Origin of the sequence: Paenibacillus sp. 7523-1 (assembly GCF_002276415.1) — a bacterium.
GTDB classification, from domain to species: domain Bacteria; phylum Bacillota; class Bacilli; order Paenibacillales; family Paenibacillaceae; genus Paenibacillus; species Paenibacillus illinoisensis_A.
In genome coordinates this window covers 19810-44713 of sequence record NZ_NPBR01000029.1, presented here as the reverse complement: position 1 = coordinate 44713, position 24904 = coordinate 19810, and the positions used below count along the sequence as shown (strand labels likewise).

Sequence of the window (24904 nt, the reverse complement as noted above, 5' to 3'; positions counted from 1 at the left end):
ATGGAGGTGCACGAAATTAATGGGTGCTATAGAGCGAAAGAAGGAACACATGGTGGAAGGAATGGGTAACCAAGCAATCGCTGAAATAGACAAAGAAACATATAGAGCAAGCGGAAAGGGTGAGGGAAAGGAGATTAATCCCCACCACCAAGGTCCAAGCAAAAGGAGAGTAAGCGGGGACATCATACGACAGGCCTCTCTGGACGCGTTTAAGAAACTTAATCCGATGGTCATGATCAAAAATCCCGTCATGTTTATCGTAGAAGTTGGTACGTTCATCACGCTGCTCTTATGTATCGATCCTGATCTATTTGCTGCATCAGAAGCGGGACGGGGGTACAACATGGCGGTGTTCCTCATCCTGTTGTTCACACTGCTGTTTGCCAATTTTGCTGAAGCGCTCGCCGAAGGCCGGGGCAAAGCCCAGGCAGATACCCTGCGCAAGACGAAATCGGATACGACCGCCAAATTAATGCAAAAAGATGGGACAATTCGGCAAGTATCATCGACTCAGTTGAAAAAGGGAGATATTGTCCGCGTGGAAGCAGGAGAACTGATCCCCACGGACGGCGAAATTATCGAGGGATTGGCCTCTATAGACGAATCGGCCATCACGGGTGAATCAGCTCCGGTTATCAAGGAAGCAGGCGGAGATTTTTCCTCCGTAACGGGAGGCACACGGGTTACTTCCGACTATATCGTCATGCGGGTACAGACCGATCCGGGAGAATCCTTCCTTGACCGGATGATCTCTCTGGTTGAAGGTGCGCAGCGTCAGAAAACGCCAAACGAAATCGCGCTCACTACACTGCTGGCTGTTTTGACCCTGATTTTCCTGATCGTCATTCTGACGATGGTTCCGATGGCGAGTTACCTGGGCATTCGCCTTGATTTGGCGACACTGATCGCCCTGCTGGTTTGCCTTATTCCTACAACAATAGGGGGTCTGTTGTCCGCAATCGGGATTGCCGGAATGGACCGGGTCACGCAGTTCAACGTGCTTGCCATGTCAGGGAAAGCGGTGGAAGCGGCAGGGGATATTGATACGTTGATTCTCGATAAGACCGGAACAATTACGTACGGAAATCGGATGGCCTCCGAGTTTATTCCCGTTCAGGGTGCGACCGTGCAGGAGATAACCCGTGCAGCGCTGCAGGCTTCGGTTCGTGATGAGACGCCGGAAGGACGCTCCGTGGTGGAGCTTGCAGGCAAGCAGGGTGAGCGCTGGCCGGAGCAAGAATATGCAGATGCGGAAAGTGTGGAGTTTACCGCCGAGACCCGTATGTCAGGTCTCAATCTCGGCAGTGGAATGCAGATTCGCAAGGGTGCAGTAGATGCCATCAAGCATCATATTGCTTCTAGGGGTGCACGAATTCCTGCCGATCTGGATGACATCTCCAATCGCATTGCCAAGGCCGGAGGTACTCCCCTTGCCGTTGCGATCGATGACCGGATTTACGGTGTAATCTACCTGAAGGATACAGTGAAGCCTGGTCTGAAGGAGAAGTTTGCCGAGATGCGGTCCATGGGCATCAAAACGATCATGTGTACAGGCGACAATCCCCTTACGGCAGCCACGATTGCACTGGAAGCAGGCGTGGATGACTTTATTGCCGAAGCGAAGCCGGAAGACAAGATTGCTGCGATCAAAAAAGAGCAGCAGGCAGGCAAGCTCGTCGCCATGACCGGCGACGGCACCAATGATGCGCCTGCCCTTGCGCAGGCCGATGTGGGCTTGGCGATGAATTCGGGTACCATGGCGGCCAAGGAAGCGGCTAACATGATTGACTTGGATTCTGACCCGACCAAGCTGCTGTCGGTAGTCTCCATTGGGAAGCAGCTGCTGATTACACGCGGTGCACTGACCACCTTTTCGATATCGAATGATATTGCGAAATACTTTGCCATTATCCCGGCGATGTTTATTATCGCCATGCCGCAGCTTCAATCACTGAATATTATGAATCTGGCTTCACCGCAATCGGCCATTCTGTCGGCATTGATCTTTAACGCAATCATCATCCCGCTGCTCATTCCGATTGCGATGAAGGGCGTGAAGTACCGGGCCATGTCAGCCGAGCGGCTGCTCGGGCGCAATGTATTGATCTATGGTGTGGGTGGTGTGATTGTGCCCTTTATCGGGATTAAGCTGATAGACCTGATCCTTTCGGGGCTCCATTTGGTGTGACATTAACCCATATAAATTGGACTCCCTTTTACACAAATACGGAGAGGGCAGAACAAATCTGGAGAAGCGAAGCGTTCGCCTAAAAGCTTTCTGCAAGAAAGCTACTTCGGAAGCCTAAGCTTATCCCCATATTTTCACCCTAGGAACTTTAATCAAAAGAATCTGGGGGTAAGAGCGATCGAAAGGTTGTTCTGACCAAACAGTGCGATAGTGTAACAAATTGATTCCAATTGACAAATAACGAATTCAGGATGTGACTGATATGAAGACCATACTGCCTGCTATCCGCTTGTCTGTTATTCTTATGCTGATCTGCGGCATCGTGTATCCGATGGTGACGACTGCTGCGGCGCAGCTGCTATTTCCAGCAGAAGCGAATGGGAGCCTGATAACCCAAAACGGGAAAGTGATCGGTTCATCCCTGCTGGCACAGGAAGTAAAATCACCGGCCATGTTCCAACCCCGTGCATCCAACGCGAGTTACGACCCGACGGCGTCGGCAGGCTCCAATCGGGCTGTAGCTTCGGAGGAGTATATCGGTGAAATGAAAGATAAAATTGCTCAGCTTAGACAGGAAAATCCGGCACTGCAGCAGATTCCTGCTGATCTGGTAACTGGTTCGGGCTCAGGTCTGGATCCTGACCTTTCGCCTGAAGCAGCAAAAGCACAGATCCCGCGAATTAGTCAGGCGACGGGTCTTCGTGAGCAGCAGCTCGTAGAACTTGTGGAAGCACATGTTCAAGGGCGTCAGCTCGGCATATTCGGCGAGCCGCGTGTCAATGTGACTGCACTGAATCTGGCGCTGACAGCAGAGCTGAATTAGCCTGCAGGAAGTATCTGAGTTCAAGTCAAAAGCGACATGGATTGCCTTATCTATCATTGGCCTTCTTCCGGATTTCGGAAGGGGCTTTCTCCATTTTCGATAAATTGGGAGTGGAAAGGAGACATCAACGGATGCATGAAAGCTTCAAGCGCAGATCAGCCGAGGACATCCTGAAGATGATTACGAAGCTGCAGCAGGGCACGCTCACTATCTATATTGGTCCGGTCAGCGGTTCAGGCAAAACCTATCATATGTTAAGAGAAGGGAATACGCTGCGCCAGCAAGGCATTGATGTCGTGATCTGCGCGGTATCGACCATGCAAAGACCCGAAACCGTGGAACAGCTCGGCGAGCTTGAACGGATTCCGAGTATTCACTGGTGCCGTCAGAGAGATGGCATGGAGATGAAGGATCTCAATATAAATGCTCTGCTGGAGCGCAATCCGGAAGTGGTGCTCGTTGACGGACTGGCACATAGAAACCGCGAGGGAGCTCTGCATGCTACGAGGCTGGAGGATATTCAGTATCTGCTGAAACACAACATCAGTGTCATCACAACGGTGAACGTCTACGAGCTGGAAGGATATACCGAACTGGCCCGTAAACTCACAGGAATTGCGGCAGAGTATACCGTTCCTGCAGGGACACTTGAATTGGCTGACGAAGTGAAGCTGATCGATGTGACACCGGAAACGGTCTTGACCCGGCTTGCCGAAGGACATTTGAAGGGGAATGAGGGAGAGGCGTTGTTTCGACAAGGCAACCTGGGCATTTTACGGGAACTGGCGCTGAAACTCGTTGCCGAAGGAGTCAATGAATCCCTGCGGGAACACCGGGAAGAGATGGGCATTACCATGACAACAGGCATCATGGAACGGGTGCTGGTGTCGACCCAATATCATTGGAATGGATCCATTTATATTCGGAGAGGGCAGCAGATTGCGAAGCGACTGAATGGTGATTTATGTGTGGTCACGTTCCGCGATATGAAGAAGGCATTAACCAAGGAAGCCACGGCATTTCGCCGAAACATGATCAAGCTGGTGGAGAAATTCGGAGGAGCATTCGAGGAATTGCCCATGACGCATCGTCGCAGGATTCCATCCACCTTGGCACGTTATGCTGCCAGGCAGCAGATTACGCGTATTGTGATGGGTCACTCTCGTCATACCCGCTGGCAGGAGTTATGGCAAGGTTCAGTCATCAACTCGCTCCTGCACAAGCTGCAGGGGGTAGATCTGTTCCTGCTAGCAGACCGAACCGAACTGGATGGAGAACGATTACTTCCTGGAAAATTGCCGGATAACCGCAGCACAACCTATCGCAGATTAAGCGATCAAGAAGTGAAGAAACAGATCGGCCAGATTCAGCGAGGCAAATTCAAAGTATACATCGGTGCTGCCCCGGGTGTAGGCAAAACCTATATGATGCTGCGGGAAGGCAACGATCTGCTCCGGAAAGGCATTGATGTCCGAATCGGCTTGCTGGAGACGCACAATCGGGCCGAGACCATGGAACAGATCGGACAGCTGCTTGTCATTCCATGGGATCGTCGGACATATCAGGGAGTAGCATTGGAGGAAATGGATACGGAGGCTATTCTTCGCCTTTGCCCGGAAGTAGTCTTGGTGGACGAACTGGCCCATACCAATGTATCCGGAAGCGTAAGGAAAAAACGTTACGAAGACGTGCTTCATCTGCTGGATGAAGGGATCTCGGTCATTACGACCGTTAACGTGCAGCATCTGGAAAGCCTGAACGATGCCGTAGAGCACATTACGGGAATTCGGGTCCGGGAAACGGTGCCGGATCAGATTCTGCAAATGGCAGATGAAGTGCAGTTAATCGATGTTGCACCTCAGGCCTTGCGGCAGCGCATGCGGGAAGGTAAAATCTATGCAGCAGCCAAGGTGGAGCAGGCACTTGCGAATTTCTTCCGCATCGGCAATCTGATTGCATTGCGGGAACTTGCCCTGCGTGAACTGGCCGATGATGTGGATGAACGGCTGGAAGCGAAGGAGCAGAAAAGTGCACTTCGGGGCCCTTGGCGAAGACAGGAAGCGGTCTTTGTCTGTGTAAGCAGTGACAAACATGCGGAGCGGTTAATTCGCCGTGGGTTTCGCACGGCCTATCGGTTGAAGGCAGTATGGCATGTACATCATGTACATGTAGGCAGGGCAATGAGTGACGAAGTAAAGGATCAGCTGGAGGCCCTGGAACAGCTAACCGTCCGGCTGGGTGGGGAATTTCATATTCATCACAGTGAGAATCTGAGGGAAGTATCAAGTATTTTGGCAAGCAAGGCAGCAGAGGAAAAAGCAACGCAGCTGGTCGTTGGTCAAGCGAAGAGGCTCTGGTGGTTAAATGGCTATCGTGGTGCCGGATCGGTGGTCAATCGGCTGGTACGGCTGTCCAGACATATGGATGTATTAATAGTTGCAGATTACGATTATGATCCAACCGGGATGTGAACAGTACTGTGCCTGAACGAAACACAGAAGAGAAGGGGATTCCTCGGTTGCACCGGGTTCCCCAATATGTATGGGTAACCATTGGCATTACCTTGTTAACCCCACTGCTTCATGTCATCGGCATGAGTAGTGATCTGGTTAACGTCTCACTCATTTACCTGTTTCCCATTTTGGTGAGCGCCGTTTACTGGGGATTGGGCCCTGCAATCTACGCAGCGAGTCTTAGCGTAATCATGTTTGACTTCTTTTTTGTGCCTCCGAATCTCAGTTTTACCGTTGCGGATCTGCGATATATTTTTTCCTTTATTGTGTATTTGGCCGTAGCTGTGTTAACAGCCACCCTTTCCAGTCGCTTGCGTCAGCAGCTGGAGATGGTTAGGAAGCGTGAGGCCACTACCAATTCATTGTATGCGCTCAGCCGCCAGATGACGGCTGTTACGGATCTGGATACCCTGCTCCATCATATTGCGAGGCAAGTATCACACACACTGGGTACCCAGGCTGCCGTATATTTGCCTGATGCTCATGATGAGCTGAAAGTAACGGCATTTGCTGATGACCTGGGAACCGCAGTCTGGGGTGGAGAGGAATCAGAGATCGCGATTGCCAAGTGGGTGTACAGGAATGGCGAAACTGCAGGGAGAGGTTCTACCAGCCTGCGGGAATCCTCCGGTCTATACGTTCCCTTGCGTACGGAAGATCAGGTACACGGCGTGCTTGCCGTCCGTATGGAGGCCAGTGATATTCAGGAGCAGCGGGAACGGCTGCAATTACTGGAGGCCTGTGGAGGGCTGGCTGCCAGTGCAATTGCTCGCGTCAAACTGGCAGAGGAAGCCAGGGTGGCACAGATGACTGCCGAATCAGAGCGCATTCGCACGGCTTTGCTGGACTCTGTGTCCCATGAACTGCGGACGCCCTTAACGACGATCATTGGATCCGCTACAGGATTGATCGAGAATGACGCCATATTTACCCCGGAAGACCGGAAGGAACTGACGGGCAATATTCGGGATGGAGCCATGCGTATGAACCGACTGGTGACCAATTTGCTGGGCATGGTGAAGCTGGAGAGCGGCATGCTGCAGCTGCGCAGGAAATGGTGTGACGTTGGGGACATGATCAGCGTGGTATTAACGCAAGTAAGGGAATTCAGCAAGCATCGGAGCATTCGTGTGGATTTGCCGGATCAACCGTTATTTATATGTGGAGATGAAGTGCTGCTGGAACAGGTGCTGATCAATGTCGTCAGCAATGCCATTAAATATTCACCTGACTATAGCGAGATTGTCCTCACTGTTACGAGGGATGAGGGAAATTCCAGGCTGACCATTGTGGTAGCGGACAAAGGCGTGGGTATTCCCGATGCGGACAAAGAGCGGATTTTTGAAAAGTTTTACCGGTTGGAATCCTCTCGTCATGTGACGGGCACAGGACTGGGACTGGCTATATGCAAAGGGATCGTTGAGGTTCACGGAGGAACGATTGAAGCAGATCCCAATCCGGGAGGCGGAACAAGAATGAGCATCTGTTTGCCCATGGAAGCGCCGGAAGCATTATTTCCCTATAGAGGACAAGGAGAGGTTGAGTAACATGACGGCATCGCAAGGGGCACGCATATTGGTTGTAGATGATGAACCACAGATTCGCAAACTGCTGAAGGTAACCCTTCAGGCTCATCAATTTGAAATTCATGAATGTGGAGATGGCGACGAGGCTGTCATTCAAGCGAGCATCGTTCATCCGGATCTGATCATACTCGATCTGGGTCTGCCGGGGATGTCCGGGATGGACGTGCTGCATCGCGTCCGCGAATGGTCCCAGGTGCCCATCATTGTGCTGACGGCGAAGGAGCGCGAGGAAGACAAGATTGCTGCCCTTGACGGTGGGGCTGATGATTATGTAACGAAGCCGTTTGGCATGGGTGAACTGGTTGCCCGGATTCGGGTTGCGCTTCGCCATGTGGCGAAGACAACCGATGAACCTGTACTGCGTTTTGGGTCTCTCACTGTAGATCTGGCACAAAGGCAGGTGGAGCTGGACGGTTTGCCGATCAAATTAACACCCACAGAGTACGATATGCTGAAGGTTCTGGCCTCCAATGCCGGAAAGATCATTACCCAGCGCCAGCTGCTGCAGCAGGTATGGGGCGGACATCATCACGAATCCGACAGTCACTATCTGAGGGTCTACGTGGGTCATCTGCGCAAAAAGTTAAAAGAAGACCCTACGCAGCCACGATTCATTCAGACCGAGCCCGGAATTGGCTATCGCTTTTTGCTTCAGGATTAGTATGAAATTGTAACAAGAATCCCTTATTAGAAAAGCGCCGGAGCCTCCTGGATTTACAGAGGTCTTCGGCGCTTTTCTAATCATCAATGAAATAAAAACTATCGTTTGCTTTAGGATGTATACTTCGGCAGCCAATCCCCATGAGCTTCAATCAGTTCATCACACATGGCAACGATGTCATCAATGGACAGCTCGGCAGCCGTGTGCGGATCCAGCATGGCGGCATGATAGATATGTTCCTTCTTGCCCGTCATGGCCGCTTCAATCGTCAGCAGCTGGGTGTTGATGTTGGTGCGGTTCAGTGCCGCCAGCTGTGGAGGCAGGTCCCCAATGTATGTTGGGCTGATTCCAGATCCGTCCACCAGACAAGGAACCTCGACACAGGCCTCACGAGGCAGGTTGGTAATTAGACCGGTATTCATTACATTACCGCCAATTTTGTATGGACGGTTCGTTTCCATTGCTTCCATGATGTGCGAAGCGTATTCGCGGCTGCGCGTATGTTCAATATGTTCACTGGCAAACAGTTTCTCGCGCATTTCTTTCCATCCTTCAATCTGGTTCACACAGCGGCGCGGATACTCATCCAGCGGGATGTTGAAGCGTTCGATCAATTCCGGATAATTCCGTTTGATAAAGTATGGATGATACTCGGCATTGTGCTCGGAAGACTCGGTTACGTAATATCCAAAACGATTCATCAGCTCGAACCGCACCATATCATGATGCTGCTCCTTCTGTTTCTCCCTCGCCAGGCGTTTAATCTCGGGATACAGATCCTGGCCATCTCTCGTTACTTCCAGCAGCCAGGCCATATGGTTGATTCCTGCCACTTTTGCAACTACGCCTGCCTGGTCCATTCCCAGCGCTTCAAACAAGTGAGGCACGCATACCTGCACGCTGTGGCACAGACCTACCGTTTTGATTCCTCCATGCACATTCATGACATTGGTCAGTACGGCCATTGGGTTGGTGTAGTTCAGGAACCAGGCGTCAGGACACACTTCCTGCATGTCCCGGGCAAAGTCGAGCATGACCGGAATGGTACGCAAATTACGGAAGATACCGCCAATGCCGAGGGTGTCAGCAATAGTCTGACGCAGCCCGTATTTCTTCGGTATTTCGAAGTCCGTAATTGTACATGGATCATATCCGCCCACTTGAATGGCGTTAATGACATATTTGGCACCGCGCAGTGCTTCTTTGCGGTCTGTGTATTTTTTTACGGAACAACGGCTTCCAAGAGAACGGCCCATACTGGTCAGCAGTCGCTCGGAATCATTCAGCCGTTCGGCATCGATATCAAACAAGGCCAATTCAAAATCCTGCAGTGCTTCGGTCATCATGACGTCACCTAATACATTTTTGACAAAAACGGTGCTGCCTGCACCGAGAAACGTAATTTTGTTCATCTCAAGTCCAGCCTCCCTGAATAATGGTGTACCCCAACTATAGGCCGATCCGGCTTATATAACTATGGTTCAACCTCTCCCATACATGGTATAATCCCATTTTTGGTCCCGCTTTCAGCTGATATTTAACCAATATACCTGTTATAATCTAAAGTAAGATACATGTTGATGCGGAAGAAGAGAAGGGGTGGGAAGGTGAGTCCAATCGAGATGAACGTGTTGCCCATGGACTGGACACAGATGGAGCTGGTGCTGCTTTTTTTTGGCTGGGAGGATTGTGATCCGTCTCATTATTGGGGTCCGGGGGTACGAGATTCCTATGTGGTTCATTACATTCATGAGGGACGGGGAACCGTTCATATGGAAGATAAGGAGTACCATTTGACGCAGGGTCAGGGCTTCGCCATTCTGCCGGATACGATCATTCATTATGAAGCCGACGCGAACGAGCCTTGGACATACTCTTGGTTCGGATTTAAGGGCGTACATGCCAAGACTTTCATGCAGCGGGCAAACCTGAGTCCAGCATGCCCTGTATTCGAAGCCAGGGATCCAAAGGTAATGGATGGTTTATATGCAGACATGGTTCAGGCTTCCTCGCGCAATGGTGGAGATGTATTTAGCCAGAGCCTGCTGTACCGATTAATGGCCGAACTGATCTCCTCCTCACCTGATGAGGACAAGCCGCAGAGGCCCCTTTCCACCAAGGATGAATACATCAGACAAGCGGTTCAGTTTATGGAGAACAGGTACAGCCAGAAGACGTCCATTCTTGATATTGCACAGTCCGTGCGTCTGGATCGTACGTATCTGTCTGGTCTGTTTAAGGAGAAGTACGGAAAGTCGTTACAGGCCTTTTTTCTTGAATACCGGATGAATCGCGCAGCAGAGCTGCTGCAGAGCTCAACGCTTTCGGTCAGTGAGGTTGCCCACTCCGTGGGGTATACGGATCCGTTGTTATTTTCCAAGATGTTCAAGCGTGTGACAGGAGTCTCCCCCAAAGGTTCGAGAGAGCGGGAATAGGCTGATGAGCTATTTCAAATTTGAATAAATGCTTTGATCATTATCTGTGAGCCAGCTATACTGGTACAGAATGCATTTCAATTGAATATGTGGAACTGGGTGCTATACCTTCGGGTAGAAGCTTAATAGGGAAGACCGGTGTGATGCCGGCGCGGTCCCGCCACTGTAACAGAGGAGTCATGCAGCGTTATGCCACTGGTTTAGGCCGGGAAGGTGCTGCAATGACGAGGATTCTGGAGCCAGGAGACCTGCCTAGTTTAACAACACAGTAGTACCTACGGGAGATAGGAAGGTGTTTAGAGAGCATGATTTTTTCTGAAAATCTGTTTATTTAAGACGTCCTTATCCGGTATTAGCGGAGAGAGACGTCTTTTTTGATATGCATGGACAAGTCACGTGCGGGGTTGGAGATTGGGGAGAGGATGTCAGACATGTGAGTAGATATATTGTGAAAAGATTCATTCAGCTGGCAGCCGTGTTATTTGGCATTTCGTTTCTGACATTTCTGCTGACCTATCTGTCTCCGGGGGACCCGGCAAGGCTTATGCTCATGTCTACAGGAGTCACTCCGTCGGACGAATTGGTACAGCAGGTGCGTGTCCAGCTGGGACTGGATCAGCCGTTTTGGATACGCTACGGAACCTGGCTGGGACAGGTGCTTACCGGAGATTTCGGAACGTCCTATAAATACGACAGGCCTGTGCTCGACATTCTGCTGTCCAGGCTTCCAGCCACGCTTCGGCTAACAGGAAGTGCCCTGCTGCTGGTCATTCTGATTGCGTTTCCACTGGGTATTTTGTCGGCCGTCTACAGAAACAACGTGCTGGATTACGTCATACGCCTGTTTTCGTTTGCCGGGTTGTCCATGCCCAGCTTCTGGCTCGGGATGCTGCTCATGCTGGTGTTTGGCGTACAGCTCAAGCTGCTTCCCGTCATGGGGAGTTCGGGCTGGAACAGCCTGATATTACCCGCAAGCACACTGGCGTTACCTCTGATCGCCCAATATATCAGGCAGATCCGTACAGTGATTCTGGAAGAGATGTCCCAGAACTATGTAACGGGGGCCAGAGCCAGAGGTGTGAAGGAGAGAGTCATTATGATGCAGCATATTTTACCCAATATATTATTGCCCATCGTTACGCTCATGGGCATGTCTACAGGCGCCCTGCTTGGCGGGGCAGCCATTGTGGAAAGTTTGTTCGTATGGCCCGGTGTAGGGCAGATGGCGGTGGATGCCATCTTTACAAGGGACTACCCCCTGATTCAGGGCTACGTCATCTGGATGGCAACCATCTATGTATTGCTGAATCTGATCGTTGATCTCTGGACACATCTGCATGACCCGCGGATTCGACTGGACGTGGATGTGTAAATGAGAGAATTCAAGCTTATTTTGACACAGCATCGCTGGTTCACGTTTCTATGTTCACTGACCCTCCTCTGGGTCATTCTTGCCATGATTGCGCCGCTGCTCGCACCGCATGATCCACTGGCGACGAATTTTGCCAAGGTACTGCAGCCTGCCAGTTCGGAATATCCGCTTGGAACCGATCAGCTTGGACGCTGCGTGTTATCCCGTCTCCTTTACGGGGCCAGGACGTCGCTTCTGATTACATTTATGATGATCGGAATTGTGTTTGTACTTGGTGTAGCCATTGGTGTTATTGCAGGTTTTGCCCGTGGTCTGACGGATACAGTGCTAATGCGGTTATCCGATACACTGATGGCCTTTCCAGGATTAATCTTCGCTATCGCAGTAGTGGGGATGCTGGGGCCAGGCCTATTTAATACGGTAATTGCCCTGGCTGTTGTCTGGTGGGCGAAGTATGCACGACTGGCAAGAAGTCTGGTGATCTCGCTTCAGCAAAAGGAGTATGTCGCTGCGGCAGCCTTCAGTGGCGCGCGGAAGATTCAGATCATCACCAGAACCATCCTGCCCAATATGCTGTCTCCTCTCATCGTTATGGCGATGATGGATGTGGGCGGCATGATGTTATCCATCTCAGGCCTGTCCTTTTTGGGGCTGGGTGCTCAACCTCCTGAACCGGAGTGGGGGGCGATGCTGAATGAAGGCAGACGATACTTGCAGACAGCTCCGTGGCTGTTGATTTATCCGGGACTTGCGATTTTTTGCACGGTGATCATTTTTAATTTGCTGGGCGACAGTCTGAGGGATGTGCTGGATCCCAAGAAAAAGGCAGCTTAACAGGAGGAACGGGAATGAATTCGAGATATGGAAAAACGCTAACGCTTACCATACTGTCATTATTGATCTTATGTATTATCGCGGCATGTGGCCAAACCCCAACAAGTACTTCCACCTCATCATCATCTGGCGAAAAGGCAGCTGAGGCGGACAAAGGCAGTGCAGGTACACCGACTCATCTGAATGTAGCGCTCTTCTGGCTTGGAAGTAATCTGGATCCTGCAGAGGAGTGGAACGGCTGGACCCTTACACGGGCAGCAATAGGAGAGACTCTGATTCAATTTGACGAAAATATGAAATTGGTACCGAAAATTGCGGATAGCTGGGATCGTATTGATGATAAGACATGGCATTTTCATATCCGGGACGGTGTAACGTTCCACAATGGGAATAAGGTTACTGCAGACGCGGTGAAGAAGTCCATTGAACGCTCCATGGAGCTGAATGAGAGAGGGCAATCGACCTTGCCGGTGGCTTCCATGACTGCAGAAGGCCAGGACCTCACCATCAAAACAACGGAGCCTTACGCCTCCCTGCTCGGTAATATTGCTGAACCTTTGTTTGTAATTGTGGATACGAGTGCAGATACATCCCAATTCAAGAGCGAACCTATCGCTACAGGTCCATTTATGGTCACAGGCTATACCCCGGATCAGGAGATTCAGGTGAAAAGGTATGACGGATACTGGGACGGGGCAGCCGATGTGGATACCATTACATTCAAATATATCAAGGATGACAGCACGCGTGCCCTTGCGCTGCAATCGGGTGAGATCGATGTAGCCAGCAACGTGGGACGAAGCAGCCTGGCATTGTTCCAGGATCAGAGTCAATATACGATTGATGAAATCCCAAGCCTGCGTACGCAGTTTGTATGGTTTAATACGCAGAATCCGCTGCTGAGTGAGCCGGACGTACGGCGTGCAATCTCGTACGGCATAGACCGCGAGATGTATGCAGACACACTGGTGGGTGGTCAGGCAGCCAAAGGGCCGTTTACCTCGGCTCTGCCTTTTGGCTATGATCAGGTCAAGGGGTATGACTATGAACCGGAGACAGCCAAGAAGCTGTTGGATGAGTCTGGCTACAAGGATGTGGATGGGGACGGTGTTCGGGAAAAAGACGGACAGAAGCTCACGCTTCAATTGATCCTCAATTCAGCTTACGAATCGGACTCCATTGTGGCTGCTGCGATGCAGTCCCAGCTCAAGGAAATTGGAGTTAATCTGGAAATGACCTCTTACGAGGATCTGACTGATCACCAAAAAAGCGGGAACTACGATTTGGCGCTGACCAGCATTAATACAGGGATTACTGGAGATCCCCAGTATATTCTCGACTTTTATTTCAAAACGGGAGCAGAGTGGAACATCGGTGGATACAGCAATCCGAAGCTGGATACGGTGATTCAGCAGCTGCATTCCGAATTCGATGTGGAGAAAAGATATGAACTTGCTGCAGAAGCCCAGCAGATGATTCTGGATGATGCGGCATACATGTTTGTTACCTATACTCCAATTAACATTGTAAGCAAGAGCGCCGTACAGGGTGCGACGATGTATCCGATCGACTTTTATCTCCTGGATCGTAATATCCAGGTTGGGCAATAATGAACGCTTTACTGGGTGTAGACCGCCTTTCTGTAGTGTATAAGAGCGGTTCGCCTGCACTGCAGAATGTATCGTTTGCAATGAATGCCGGGGAGATTATCGGAATCGTGGGCGAGAGCGGAAGTGGTAAATCGACGCTACTTCGAGCTTTGCTCGGCATGCTGCCAAATGGTGGGCAGTATGTCGGGGGAGACATTGTTTTTCAGGGAAAATCGATATTTAGTTATTCGCAGAAGGACTGGCACGGTATACGCGGCAAGCGGATGGCTATGGTTTTTCAGGATAGCGGTTCTTATCTGAATCCCATCCGTACAGTAGGAAGTCAGTACATCGAGGCAATCCGTACACACGTTGAATTATCGAAGAAAGCTGCATATGCCATGGCGGTGGACATGCTCTCACAGATGGGACTGAATGACCCCGAGCGGATGATGAGCATGTATCCTGGCCAGCTTAGCGGAGGCATGAAGCAGCGAACGGCAATTGCCATGGCGGTAACGATGGAGCCAGAATTGCTGCTTGCCGATGAACCGACCAGTGCGCTGGATGTAACCACTCAGGTTGAAGTGATCAAACGGTTGACCAGCCTTCGGGCAAGTCAGGGAACAGGGATGATCATTGTGACGCACAATATTGCTGTTGCAGCCCACATGGCAGACTACATCGGTGTGATGCAGAACGGGTCACTGGTTGAGTTTGGACAAACTTCAAGCATTATTATAAGTCCACGTCATGCTTATACCCGCGAATTGCTAGCTGCAGTACCTGAATTGGAGGGGAATACGGATGGTAGATGAGAGGATACCCGTTCTGGAAATGAGGAATTTAAGTAAAACCTACGAATCCAGGGGCCAGGGAGCCCATTCAGCATTGCAATCGATCAATCTGAAGCTCTATCCGGGAGAATGTCTGGGAATTGTAGGCGAGAGCGGAAGTGGCAAGAGCACCTTGGCCAAATGTGTGACCCATCTGGAAAAGGCAACCTCTGGGCAGATTATCTATCGTCAGCAGGATATTACACTGATAAGAGGAGAGGTATTGCGGCTGCAGCGCAAGCAGATTCAGATGGTTTTTCAGGAACCTTCTGCGATTTTCAATCCCCGCATGAGGGTGGGATCGTTTATTCTTGAGCCTTTATTGAACTATAAACTGATCAAGCGCAGGCAGGGCGAAAAGGAAATTCATCGTTTGCTGGACCTGGTGGGGTTGCCTGCTGCGATTGCTGACAAGTATCCACACGAAATCAGTGGTGGGGAGCAGCAGCGAGTGGTTATTGCCCGGGCGATCGGAGTGCAGCCGGATGTAATTATATTTGATGAGGCTACATCGGCTCTCGATGTTTCCATTCAGCAGCAAATATTGAATCTGTTGGTCCGATTGCGTGAGGAGACAGGGATTTCATGTATCTTCATATCACATGACCTGGCTGTGGTGCAGCAGGTTAGCGATCGCACTGCGGTTATGTACAAGGGTGAAGTCGTTGAGGTGTTAGAAAGTGCACAGCTAACGCGTGCATCCAGTCATCCCTATACACGAAACCTGATGGCTTCGGTGTTATCGGTGAAAGAAATCAAAAATAAGATGCGAGAGTATGCCCTTCAAGGCATCACGGGCTGAGTTGGTAAGGTGTATTGAGGTTTTTATAATTAAGCGAAGAAAAAGGATTATTCCGGGTCATGGTGGTGACGGCCGGAGTAATCCTTTTCCTGTATATGGACTATAAGAAATGATGAACTGATGTTGAAAAGTACAACAATGTAAGTAAACCGATGTGTGCAAACCCATCTATGCACACTGATCTATGCAAACCAATGTACGCAAGCATAGGTGACTCAGCCAAGTATTAAGCATCGCCTGCTGTCTTTTTTAATGTGGTACTTGGGATTGGAAGTCGTTTCGACTCGATCGATTGGCATGGTAGAAGACAACATCCCCGTCTTGGATGGGCCAAGCATTGCCTTCTGTATCGACCGGATTGTTCTGAAAACCCTCCATCTGCCACTGATTCATCAGAGGTGCATAGATGTACTGGAGATGAGGCGCGTCAGTATCGCCATTTCGCAGACTTTCAATATTGAAGTTGACTACGATATACCCATTTCTCAGAAACACAGCGGACTTTTCATCCAACTGATTTTGTCTCGCAAGTGGCTCCATATCCGTGCCTTTCGGCACGGCATATACATCGGCTGGCAGGCTGTATTCTCCATACCAGTGCTGGATGGCTGCATTTGCCCGATCCAAGTTAACACCTTGCGGGATGTCCGTTTTGGGTCCGATCAATGTACGAATGGATGAGGGCAGGATCATCCAATCATAACGTCCCACCCACGTTTTCTGGTGCGAGATCTGATCGACGAAACGAACCATATATTCTGCCAGTGTGCCTTGGCTCTGCTCCTCTTTGGGCAGTTCATAGGTGTATCGATAACGGGCGGTATCGCCCATTTCGGTACCAGGAACATTTCGTAAACGGGCATTCAGAACCACAAAGCGTTTCTCCAAATCCTGTGCAGATCCGATACGGATAAATCTTTCCTGTCCTCTGTGGTAATACAGATCCACCTCCTGCCGGGAGGTACCGTCCTCGTTCACGAAATGAAAAGTTGGCGTAATCCGTATCCCATCCTGCTGACCAAACATATTACCTTTCGTTTTGAGGTCAAACTTGATATGGTACCCGGTTTTTACAGCCACATTTTTGAATCCTTGTATTGGATGGCTGCCTGGACGAATGGGCAGTACGAAAGGTGCCAGGTTGCCACGAGGGTCACCATCTATACGATTCAAGCCTGTCCAATAACTGACTCCCGTTGGCACCGGACTGCCTGGCTGCTTGCGAAAAACATTTTCCCAGTTGTAGTCCGCAATGTCAGTGACGTGAAAATCGTATAGCCTACCGATGACTTCGACTGGAACCGTATCGGCAGCTACGTGATGGGCCAAGTTGGTATTGGCATCCTGCTGTTCGGTGAAGTTGGAGGGTGCGTTCTCCGCAATGTTGCGGAATTCAATTTCATAGTTGCCCTCGTCTACCCATACCGGAAGGTAAAAGCTGGTGTCCAGCTGGTTTACCGGGATATCTACCCAGGTTTTAGCCGGGATAAATTGGCTTCTGTCCGCGTTGTAGACATCGAACGGGAATTTCACCTGTTTCAATCGAAAATATTTGGCATAGTCCCGATTGCCATAACCAGGGTAACCTGCTGCGTCCAAATGCTGACCTGTCGTTGGTATACGTACAATAAATGGACGTTCCAGAATCAGTGCTGACCGGGTTAGATCCGGAACCGTCTTCTGACTATGAGCCTGATCATCCGATACCAGGGCGTAGTTTACGACAGGGGTGTGCACGGTAACGGTGTTAATGCCGTTAATCGGGAAATCCTTGTTGGCGCCGCCATTTACATTCCCGGGCAGCAGATCGTAATAAATGGTCCCGGAACTTGGTGTGTTTTCTTTGTTGATCAGTGTGTTACTAATCATGTTATTTGGCTTATACAGGACATCCTGGCCAATGGTTGTAGGGTTAGGTATATTGGATGGCGTAGGTCCATCCTTGGTCGCCTCTGCATCGTCCATAATCTTGGTGTTGTTAAATATGACTGAGTCATTATTCACTTTTGCCTGAGGGGTGTTGGATTCCGCCATTCCCTTCAAACGCGACGTATCATCCGGCACATCTGGAGGTGCATTCAGCCCGCCTGTTAGTTTAGGTGGGGTATAGGAGATAGACGTTGTTTGCCCTGGTCTGACGTGGCTCTCCACGTTATCATCATTTTTGGATACCAAAGTTGGCGGTGTATATCCGGTTGGAGTCATGGTGACCAGTTCACCCGGCAGGGCATAATTCTTCATGGTCGCCTTTGCGACCTTGTACACTTCAAGATTGTTAATTTTCCAGTACGAGTAGTCCCGTGTAATCTGGAAATTGTATGGTTTGGTTACTGTGTCATTGGCTGGAACAGGTGGTCCATTCGTACAGCCATCCTCGGTACAGAGCGGTGGTCCGGGAACCGTCCATTCTCTGTCATAGGATAGCGTAACACTGCAATCATATGTAACTTTGCCCGACATTTTCGCCCAGGCCTGCTTGAAGAGATAGTTGTCAGCAAATGCATTGGTATACAGTGACTCGGAAGTAGGGATTCCTCTCAGTACATTGAATGTCTCACTTCCTCTGTTATCTGACTTTATTATACCGTTAGCATTTGGATCAAGGTCACTCATGCTCATGATGGTCCCTGTAGATGGTGGCCCGATTGTCGGTGAACATCCAACACCACCTCCGCCCCCATTGCCTCCGCCACCCCCGTTCCCGGGATCTTCTTCTACACCAATCGTTGTGGTTGTTGTTAATTGGAAGTCGTCTTTTTCCCACAGTACGGTGATGGTCGTAGTTCCCCTGCTTACGGCTTGAACTAGCCCTGAATTACTAATGGTTGCAACCCCAGGGTTGGAGGAAGTCCATGTCGTTCGCCCATTACCACTATTTACATTGGTTTCAGCACCAAAGCTTCCATCACCGGTTTTGGTCTTTACGGTTGCATTTAATTGCTTGGATTGGTTAATGCTGAGTTGACCGCCATTGGTGAGATTGATTTCTTTCGTTGTTTCGGCGATTGCTCGCCAATAGATATCCGTGTTAAACACGTAATCAGCAGAATATTTAGGAGGATTATAAGGTCTGTATGCTGTTGGCTCGATGGCCCCACCAATTTGTGTTGTGAACTTTACTGAATCATCAGTAAAACTATCTACACTCACCAAGATAGGTTCACCTGGAGTGTAGTAGTCTTTATTATCCATGTAAAAAGGCTTTAAAGAAACTGTGGTGAATTCAGCACTGTGATGTGGTTCGTCCAACTTATCTTTGTAAACACTAGGTTTGTATACAGGGTTGTCTAAAGATAGATTAATACATACTAGAGATGAATTGGGCTTGTTAGTGGAGGAGTTATTAGTTAATTCTTGACCATTGCATTCTCCGTCTACTTTCCATTTCATATTGTCTAACTGATATATATATATACCGATATTACTAGTGCCTTTACCTTCTACAGGACTTATTTTCTTTTGTGATTTTGCCGGAGTTGAAGGCTCCATATATGGAGCCTCTAAAGTTGGTTTAACTCCTGGACCGCCACCCGCAAAAACAGAAGGGATAGCTGATAACAAAATACTTACGATTAGGAAAGATGTAAGTGATTTTTTTAATATTGAGTTAAAGCGCTTAGTTGGCTGTAACATTAAAGTCTGTACCTTCTTTTGTAATGAGTTTAACTTGAGTAGTTAGATCTTTATCGAAATGTAGTAACCCTTTAGCCCAGTATATTGGGTTCTTAACATTGAATATCCCCTTATTATCAAGTGAAGAGTTTATGTGTGGTGCTGCATATTCACTGAATGATACGGAATTTGGCGACTTCAATGCATTAATACTTGGAGATTGCAGAAGACTACCAGCTTGAAGTTGAGACATGGATCTAATAATTTTTAAATCGAACTCTACAAAAGAGTGATATGACCCTCGTATTAATTTTTCCTTGTCATCAACAAATACGGGATAGTAAATACTACGATTTAAACCCTTAACATAAGGATTGACGATAATCCAATTCTTAACTTTAACATCTGCGTAATTAGTAACAGTGACTAATTCCTTATTCCTAACTTCAGAAAAATTATCGGTTACTTTACTATAATCATATGAATTTAAAAATTTATTTTTAGCGGTCTTCTTATACTGAGGCGCAATAATGCTCAAATTCGTCCCAGTCAAACCAACTGCACGCAACTCATTCAAGCCCTGAAAATCAGCAGGCTTCGTTTTCGCCACACTTGCATAACGAGCAATCAGCACAGCAACTTCGGCCCTTGTCGTGGTGCGATCCGTTCCAAAATTTTTATCGTTAGCAACACTCATCAACCCTGTACCCAGAGCAACAGCGACAGCATTTTTTTGGTTGCTTGCCAGTTTGCCCGTGAAATATTCCTTCGCAGGTATCACAGTATTGGTTACATCAGACAGAGCTTGTTTGTAATCCGAATCAACCACGGAAAGCCCTTGTGCCAGCCAGGTCGCCATTTCACCCCGTGTTAGAGAAGCTTTAGCATCGAGTTTTCCATTGTAGTTAGCAGGGCTGATGAATCCTTTGGCAATCGCAGCAGATACGCCACTTTTTGCCCATTCAGGCACGTCTGTAAAGTTATTGGTTTCTTGTATGGCTGCATTAGGCTGATCGGTTAATCGTCCGAGAATACTAGCCATTTCGGCCTTGGTCACGGGTGAGCCTGGTTTGAATGTCCCGTCCGCATACCCCTGGAAGAATCCCTGTTCAACTGCGGAGTTGATCGCTGCAGCCGCCCAGTGAGTCGAAGGGACATCTTTGAATTTTAGCGTAGCTTGAGCGGCTTCTACTGAACTCCCGATACTTCCTGAGCCTATTACGCCCCCTGTAAGCAAAGCCAATGCCGTAACCCCGGTTAGAATCATTTTCTTCATGAATACTGCTCCTTTCTAATTTCAATTCCTGGTTGTGGGTATGTACTTGATACTACTAGATACTAAATTTGTGATAATCATCAATATTCTACCATGTATAACTGGGTATTTGGTATTATTTCTCAATATTAGTGTTCCGAATTAAGGTTTAAACCCCCTCCTCTAGACCCATCTAACCTCCCAAAACACAAAAAAAGGCCACGAATCCGTAGATTCATAGCCTTATGCTTTAAGGTAGAAGATCTAAATATGTAGTTACCAAGCTCATATATTTCAAGGATAACCCATTTTCGCCCATTTGAAAAGAGAGAAACAGAATAATACCAAAAATCCAGACTGCACCATGGCAGCCTGGATTTCAGTTGAATTTACATTAAATGTTGTAGCTGATCCGTGCCTACTTCTCTCAAACCAGAAGAGGCAGACGGCTAACAATACTACATTAGATATCTTCTATGCGCCGTTCCATTTCTCTCCGGTCAGGTACTTCTCGGTCAAAATCGACAACATCTGAATGCCGACTTCGTTATGTCCACCTTCGGGGATAATAATGTCCGCGTACTTTTTGGAAGGTTCGATAAAGGCATCGTGCATGGGTTTGACGGTTTCGAGATATTGTTTGTAAACGGATTGAATCGTACGTCCACGTTCCTCCATATCCCGCAACACTCTCCGAAGAATGCGAACATCGGAATCGGTATCGACAAATACCTTGATGTCCAGCAGGGCACGTAGATGTTCGTCGATGAGCACATGAAGGCCTTCTACAATAACGATATGGTTCGGTGCGAGTTCAACCGTCTCATTGGCAGCACGGTTATCTATGGTGAAGTCATATACGGGAGCATATGCCGTTTGTCCTTGCTTCAGCAGGGTAAGATGCTCAATCAACAGATCATTGTCGAATGCAAACGGATGATCGTAATTGGTGAGTCGACGCTGCTCTGGAGTGAGCTGTGATTGATCTTTGTAATAATTGTCCTGGGATATAAACGTCACTTTGCCTGATCCAAGACGGTCGATGACGGAGCGAGCTACCGTCGTTTTACCGGAGCCGGTCCCTCCGGCGATACCAATAATGAGCATGGTTGTTCCATAAACCTCCCTAGATTGGCAGCATGATCAGTAGATGGAGAGCGTCAAAAATGAGCTCTATCTGCATGTCTGTCTGCGAATACACAATTCCTCAATTGTATCACAGCTTGCTGACTTTTTCATCTTAAGGAACAGACCATGTTTTGCCTTTCGGGAGGCATACTCATTTTCAGATTTACGATTCTAACGCATAGTAGAGCTCTTGTGCCCTCGCATCGTCCAGGGAAGAATCAGGTTCTGGCCAATCAGGCGAATGAGCAGACCAAGAATAACAAAACCAAGCACACTTCCTGCCGTATTTGCAATCAGATCATTGATATCGGTTGAGCGGCCATTCCCCAGAGTAATCCGGATCACAAGCTGCAATATTTCAATAGAGAAACTTAACATCAGGCCAGCCGCTGCCGCTTTGCGTATCGAGTCAACCGAAGGTTTCAAAAGAGGAAGCAGGAACCCCAGCGGCATAAACAGCACAATGTTCAGAAGGAAGCTTGGCGCATCCGCAGTCAGCAGCGGAACCCATTGAAGGTTCTTATACCAGGGTGTCTGGTTGGCATAGATTCCGATGTTCACATCGATTGGGAAAAATACAAAATGCAGCATGCCCAGCATGTATATAGCGAATGTCAGCATCAGCATATACTGTTTGCTTGTATATCTAACTTTGCTCACCCTGGCGTGGATCACCAGAGCGAGCAGAATCAGAATGAATAGTGGACCAAGGACACTTATAGATGAAATGGTAAATTGAATGGACATGCGATGACCCCTTTGCAAGGAAATGAGTTCGAGCTATTGGAGCTGAATTTTCATTTCCATTCCCTGTATAAATTGATTGTCTTGGACCTCTTCGGTAAAGTCATCTTTTACTTCAAAAGGTTTCACTACCAGGTATTTTACATCCTTCGCTGTTGTCGCATATATGCTTTCCCATTTCCATTGGTTATCTTCATATATACCCTCGCCGCTGAGTGCAGTCAGTTGCCGACCTTGATCATCATAGATGGCAAACCTGATGTCCTGCAGCTGTTCTTTTTCTTTGGCAGTCAACGTTTCTTTTCCATTCAAACCGATGGCGGCAGTTAAGCGTGTTGTGATAGGAGTAACCTCGGCTTTCGTAACAGTGGCCGTAAACAAGTCATTCTCCATGACGGTATCAGGCTGAACCTTGTGGGTGTCTGTTGTTGATTTTGTAAAAGGAACGGTTAACTCGAACTCATGATCCATGCCTTGCAGCGTCAACTTAACCTTGGCATCGAACTGATCCGGGAATTCACCTTTATGATCCGTAGGAATGACCTGTTCAAAAAGCAAGGTATCGGGCTCGTTCGCCCCGGCTGAACTATAGAACAGACCACCACTTGGGCTAAACCCGTTTACATCGAGGGAAACGTTGTCGACTCCGCTGCTTAGCTTCACAATGTCCTTGCCGTTGTCATACATGCCCTGATTCAGGTTGGGAGCCGTGACATGAACCAGAAATGCTGCACGTGTGCCATCGTATACCGTTTCCAATACCTTGAATTTTACATCCTGATAAGCAAAAGAACTGTTCACTGGAGTAGTCAAACCTTCGTTACCCGCTGTTCTCAGACCCATATCCGCTTCAATCGAGCTGAAGAGACTGCCTACGAGCGGAATGTTGCGTAGAGAATCAGCCATAGCTGGAGATACAAATCCGGATGCAAATACAGTAACACCTAATACACCTGCGGCAACGGCAGCCGCTGCGGTACGGCGCAGTCCTTTGTTAACCCGGCGCGGACGCTGAGCCTGTTTACTATTCAGATGGCTGGGTGATTCGGGAAGGGACTCCAGTGTGGCATCAATTCGAGTGCGTACAAGATTAGACATGACAGGGCGCTCCTTTGCTTGTTCTTTTAACTCCTGATCGATATTAAATGGGTTTGACATGCAATTTTACCTCCCGAAAGTTTTTGAATTTTTGGTATAGTTCCTGCCGTGCCCGGCTAAGTCTCATTTTTACTGCGCTCTCGGATATATTCAGCGTATCCGCAACCTGACGCAGGGTTAGATCCTCAAAATAATGCAGCACAATGACGATTCGTTTCGATTCTTCCAGTCGATCAACTGCTTCTCTCATATCCACCTCGTCGTAGGGGCTGGATCCTTCCTGCTTGGCAGGCACCTCTGCATATGATGTAGAGAGGGAGCGGCGGGAGAGCATGGTATTACATTCATTGATGAGGATGCGGAACATCCAGGTCTTGAAATACTGAGGTTCACGAAGCGTATGGATGGATTTATAAGCTTTCAGGATCGTCTCCTGAATGGCATCAGCCACGTCCTCCTCTTTTCGCAGCATGGATTTTGCTGTATTGTATAGGGAATTTTCAATTTCTCGGATGAGCCTGATAAAGGCGTCACGATCTCCCTGAATGGCCTGGTTGACGAGATCGGTCGGGTCCATGGATAACAGCTCCTTTCTTGGTAGGGGATAACAGCTCCCCGCTTGGTTTTTACATGAATTAGACCTTCGGTGGGCTTATATGGTCACAATTATTTTTTAAAAGAAAATATGGTTGCTTAATATGGACGCTTGGGAACGGGCTTTACCCTTCAGTTGGGTTGGGGATGATCAGGCAACGGGGGAGAGGTTACCTTCGTACGAAGTTCGTATGAGCACTCAGCCACTGTATCAATTTTGTCTCAATATTCCTGGTTTGGGTTGAAGGATCTAGGACCTTTGATATAATGATGTCGAATAATGTCCGTTATGTAATTGTAACGGGATTATTACAATTCAAGGAGGTGATACTTTTGAAAAGAAAAGGCAGATTTATTTCTTCTGTTGTTATGGCAACTATTACGGCAGTATCGGTTGGTTCTTTTGCTTTTACAGAAAGTACATATGCGTCTTCAATAAGCCAGTCACCATCAGGCATTTCACCTATTAATCTGCAGGGAATGGACCTGGAAACCGCACTTATGGCTGTTCAGCAGCAGCGTTCCGCGCTGATTGAGTCACAGCTGCAAACCCAGTTGGAAGAAGTGCAGAATCGCAATGCAGCGATTGCGGAACTGAATGGGAAGCTTGCACAAGCCAATGAAAGTGGGGATTTTGAGCTGGCGCAGTCTCTCAAAAACCAAATTGATGCTCTCTCCAGCTCCCAACAGATGGACATGCTGCGTTTGCAATCCTTGTCCAACAAGCGTAATGAGGCTTTTGACGTGATGACGAACTTTATCAAAAAAATGCAGGATTCCAGATCATCCATTATCGGTAACATGCGTTAATCTACACTTTTTATCTGCCCCTTT

General features: G+C 48.6%; 19 protein-coding genes and 1 riboswitch. Of the genes, 12 read left to right on the top strand and 7 right to left on the bottom strand.

Going from position 1 to position 24904, the window contains the following annotated elements:
* Positions 1 to 19: 19 nt before the first annotated feature.
* The 5 genes from kdpB (at position 20) to CHH60_RS26825 (ending at position 7771) form a co-directional block, all read left to right on the top strand.
* Positions 20 to 2188 (top strand): potassium-transporting ATPase subunit KdpB, encoded by a 2169-nt coding sequence (gene kdpB / locus CHH60_RS26845; RefSeq protein WP_255248101.1) that lies wholly within the window; start codon positions 20 to 22, stop codon positions 2186 to 2188.
* 262 nt (positions 2189 to 2450) lie between these two features.
* On the top strand, positions 2451 to 3011 hold the full coding sequence (kdpC, locus tag CHH60_RS26840; RefSeq protein WP_095361985.1) for a potassium-transporting ATPase subunit KdpC: 561 nt from the start codon (positions 2451 to 2453) through the stop codon (positions 3009 to 3011).
* A gap of 131 nt (positions 3012 to 3142) precedes the next feature.
* On the top strand, positions 3143 to 5482 hold the full coding sequence (locus tag CHH60_RS26835; RefSeq protein ID WP_095361984.1) for a histidine kinase: 2340 nt from the start codon (positions 3143 to 3145) through the stop codon (positions 5480 to 5482).
* An 8-nt stretch (positions 5483 to 5490) separates the two neighbouring features.
* Positions 5491 to 7071, top strand: a complete 1581-nt coding sequence (locus CHH60_RS26830) for an ATP-binding protein (RefSeq protein WP_255248100.1) — start codon at positions 5491 to 5493, stop codon at positions 7069 to 7071.
* 1 nt (position 7072) lies between these two features.
* Entirely contained in the window at positions 7073 to 7771 is a 699-nt protein-coding gene (locus tag CHH60_RS26825; RefSeq protein ID WP_095361983.1) for a response regulator, read from the top strand.
* Positions 7772 to 7881: 110 nt separating this feature from the next.
* Here the strand turns inward: CHH60_RS26825 and CHH60_RS26820 are convergent, their stop codons facing one another.
* Complete coding sequence (locus tag CHH60_RS26820; RefSeq protein WP_095361982.1) at positions 7882 to 9183, bottom strand: alpha-glucosidase/alpha-galactosidase; 1302 nt, start codon at positions 9181 to 9183, stop codon at positions 7882 to 7884.
* Positions 9184 to 9378: 195 nt separating this feature from the next.
* Here CHH60_RS26820 and CHH60_RS26815 point away from each other — a divergent pair, with 195 nt between their 5' ends.
* The 6 genes from CHH60_RS26815 to CHH60_RS26790 all read left to right on the top strand — a co-directional run bounded on the left by CHH60_RS26815 (position 9379) and on the right by CHH60_RS26790 (position 15639).
* The gene (locus tag CHH60_RS26815; protein ID WP_095361981.1) at positions 9379 to 10206 is read left to right on the top strand and encodes an AraC family transcriptional regulator; all 828 of its coding nucleotides are present in this window, start codon (positions 9379 to 9381) and stop codon (positions 10204 to 10206) included.
* A gap of 80 nt (positions 10207 to 10286) precedes the next feature.
* Positions 10287 to 10476, top strand: a riboswitch (cobalamin riboswitch).
* Positions 10477 to 10639: 163 nt separating this feature from the next.
* On the top strand, positions 10640 to 11578 hold the full coding sequence (gene nikB, locus CHH60_RS26810) for a nickel ABC transporter permease (protein WP_095361980.1): 939 nt from the start codon (positions 10640 to 10642) through the stop codon (positions 11576 to 11578).
* Positions 11579 to 12412 carry a nickel transporter permease gene (gene nikC, locus CHH60_RS26805; RefSeq protein ID WP_095361979.1) on the top strand — a complete coding sequence of 278 codons (834 nt, stop codon included), beginning with the start codon at positions 11579 to 11581 and terminating at the stop codon, positions 12410 to 12412.
* Positions 12413 to 12426: 14 nt separating this feature from the next.
* Positions 12427 to 14022 carry an ABC transporter substrate-binding protein gene (locus tag CHH60_RS26800; protein ID WP_095361978.1) on the top strand — a complete coding sequence of 532 codons (1596 nt, stop codon included), beginning with the start codon at positions 12427 to 12429 and terminating at the stop codon, positions 14020 to 14022.
* On the top strand, positions 14022 to 14819 hold the full coding sequence (locus tag CHH60_RS26795) for an ABC transporter ATP-binding protein (RefSeq protein WP_095361977.1): 798 nt from the start codon (positions 14022 to 14024) through the stop codon (positions 14817 to 14819). Before CHH60_RS26800 ends, CHH60_RS26795 begins: the two co-directional genes overlap by 1 nt.
* Before the next feature lie 19 nt (positions 14820 to 14838).
* Positions 14839 to 15639 carry an ABC transporter ATP-binding protein gene (locus tag CHH60_RS26790; protein ID WP_176476225.1) on the top strand — a complete coding sequence of 267 codons (801 nt, stop codon included), beginning with the start codon at positions 14839 to 14841 and terminating at the stop codon, positions 15637 to 15639.
* Between the two features lie 249 nt (positions 15640 to 15888).
* Here the strand turns inward: CHH60_RS26790 and CHH60_RS26785 are convergent, their stop codons facing one another.
* From CHH60_RS26785 to CHH60_RS26760, 6 genes are all read right to left on the bottom strand, one after another.
* Complete coding sequence (locus CHH60_RS26785) at positions 15889 to 18789, bottom strand: DUF5704 domain-containing protein (RefSeq protein WP_255248099.1); 2901 nt, start codon at positions 18787 to 18789, stop codon at positions 15889 to 15891.
* Positions 18790 to 19255: 466 nt separating this feature from the next.
* The gene (locus tag CHH60_RS26780) at positions 19256 to 20527 is read right to left on the bottom strand and encodes an S-layer homology domain-containing protein (RefSeq protein WP_095361974.1); all 1272 of its coding nucleotides are present in this window, start codon (positions 20525 to 20527) and stop codon (positions 19256 to 19258) included.
* Between the two features lie 453 nt (positions 20528 to 20980).
* Positions 20981 to 21613, bottom strand: a complete 633-nt coding sequence (gene udk, locus CHH60_RS26775) for a uridine kinase (RefSeq protein ID WP_095293127.1) — start codon at positions 21611 to 21613, stop codon at positions 20981 to 20983.
* Positions 21614 to 21805: 192 nt separating this feature from the next.
* A complete protein-coding gene (locus CHH60_RS26770) occupies positions 21806 to 22381 on the bottom strand; it encodes a VanZ family protein (RefSeq protein WP_095361973.1) in 576 nt (191 codons plus the stop codon).
* Between the two features lie 33 nt (positions 22382 to 22414).
* A complete protein-coding gene (locus CHH60_RS26765) occupies positions 22415 to 23536 on the bottom strand; it encodes a DUF4179 domain-containing protein (RefSeq protein ID WP_095361972.1) in 1122 nt (373 codons plus the stop codon).
* Positions 23520 to 24053, bottom strand: coding sequence for an RNA polymerase sigma factor (locus CHH60_RS26760; RefSeq protein WP_095361971.1), 534 nt, complete (start codon positions 24051 to 24053; stop codon positions 23520 to 23522). The genes CHH60_RS26765 and CHH60_RS26760 overlap by 17 nt, the downstream gene beginning before the upstream one ends.
* Before the next feature lie 350 nt (positions 24054 to 24403).
* On the opposite strand from CHH60_RS26760, the gene CHH60_RS26755 reads away from it, so the two are divergent.
* On the top strand, positions 24404 to 24880 hold the full coding sequence (locus CHH60_RS26755) for a hypothetical protein (protein ID WP_255248098.1): 477 nt from the start codon (positions 24404 to 24406) through the stop codon (positions 24878 to 24880).
* Positions 24881 to 24904: the final 24 nt, after the last annotated feature.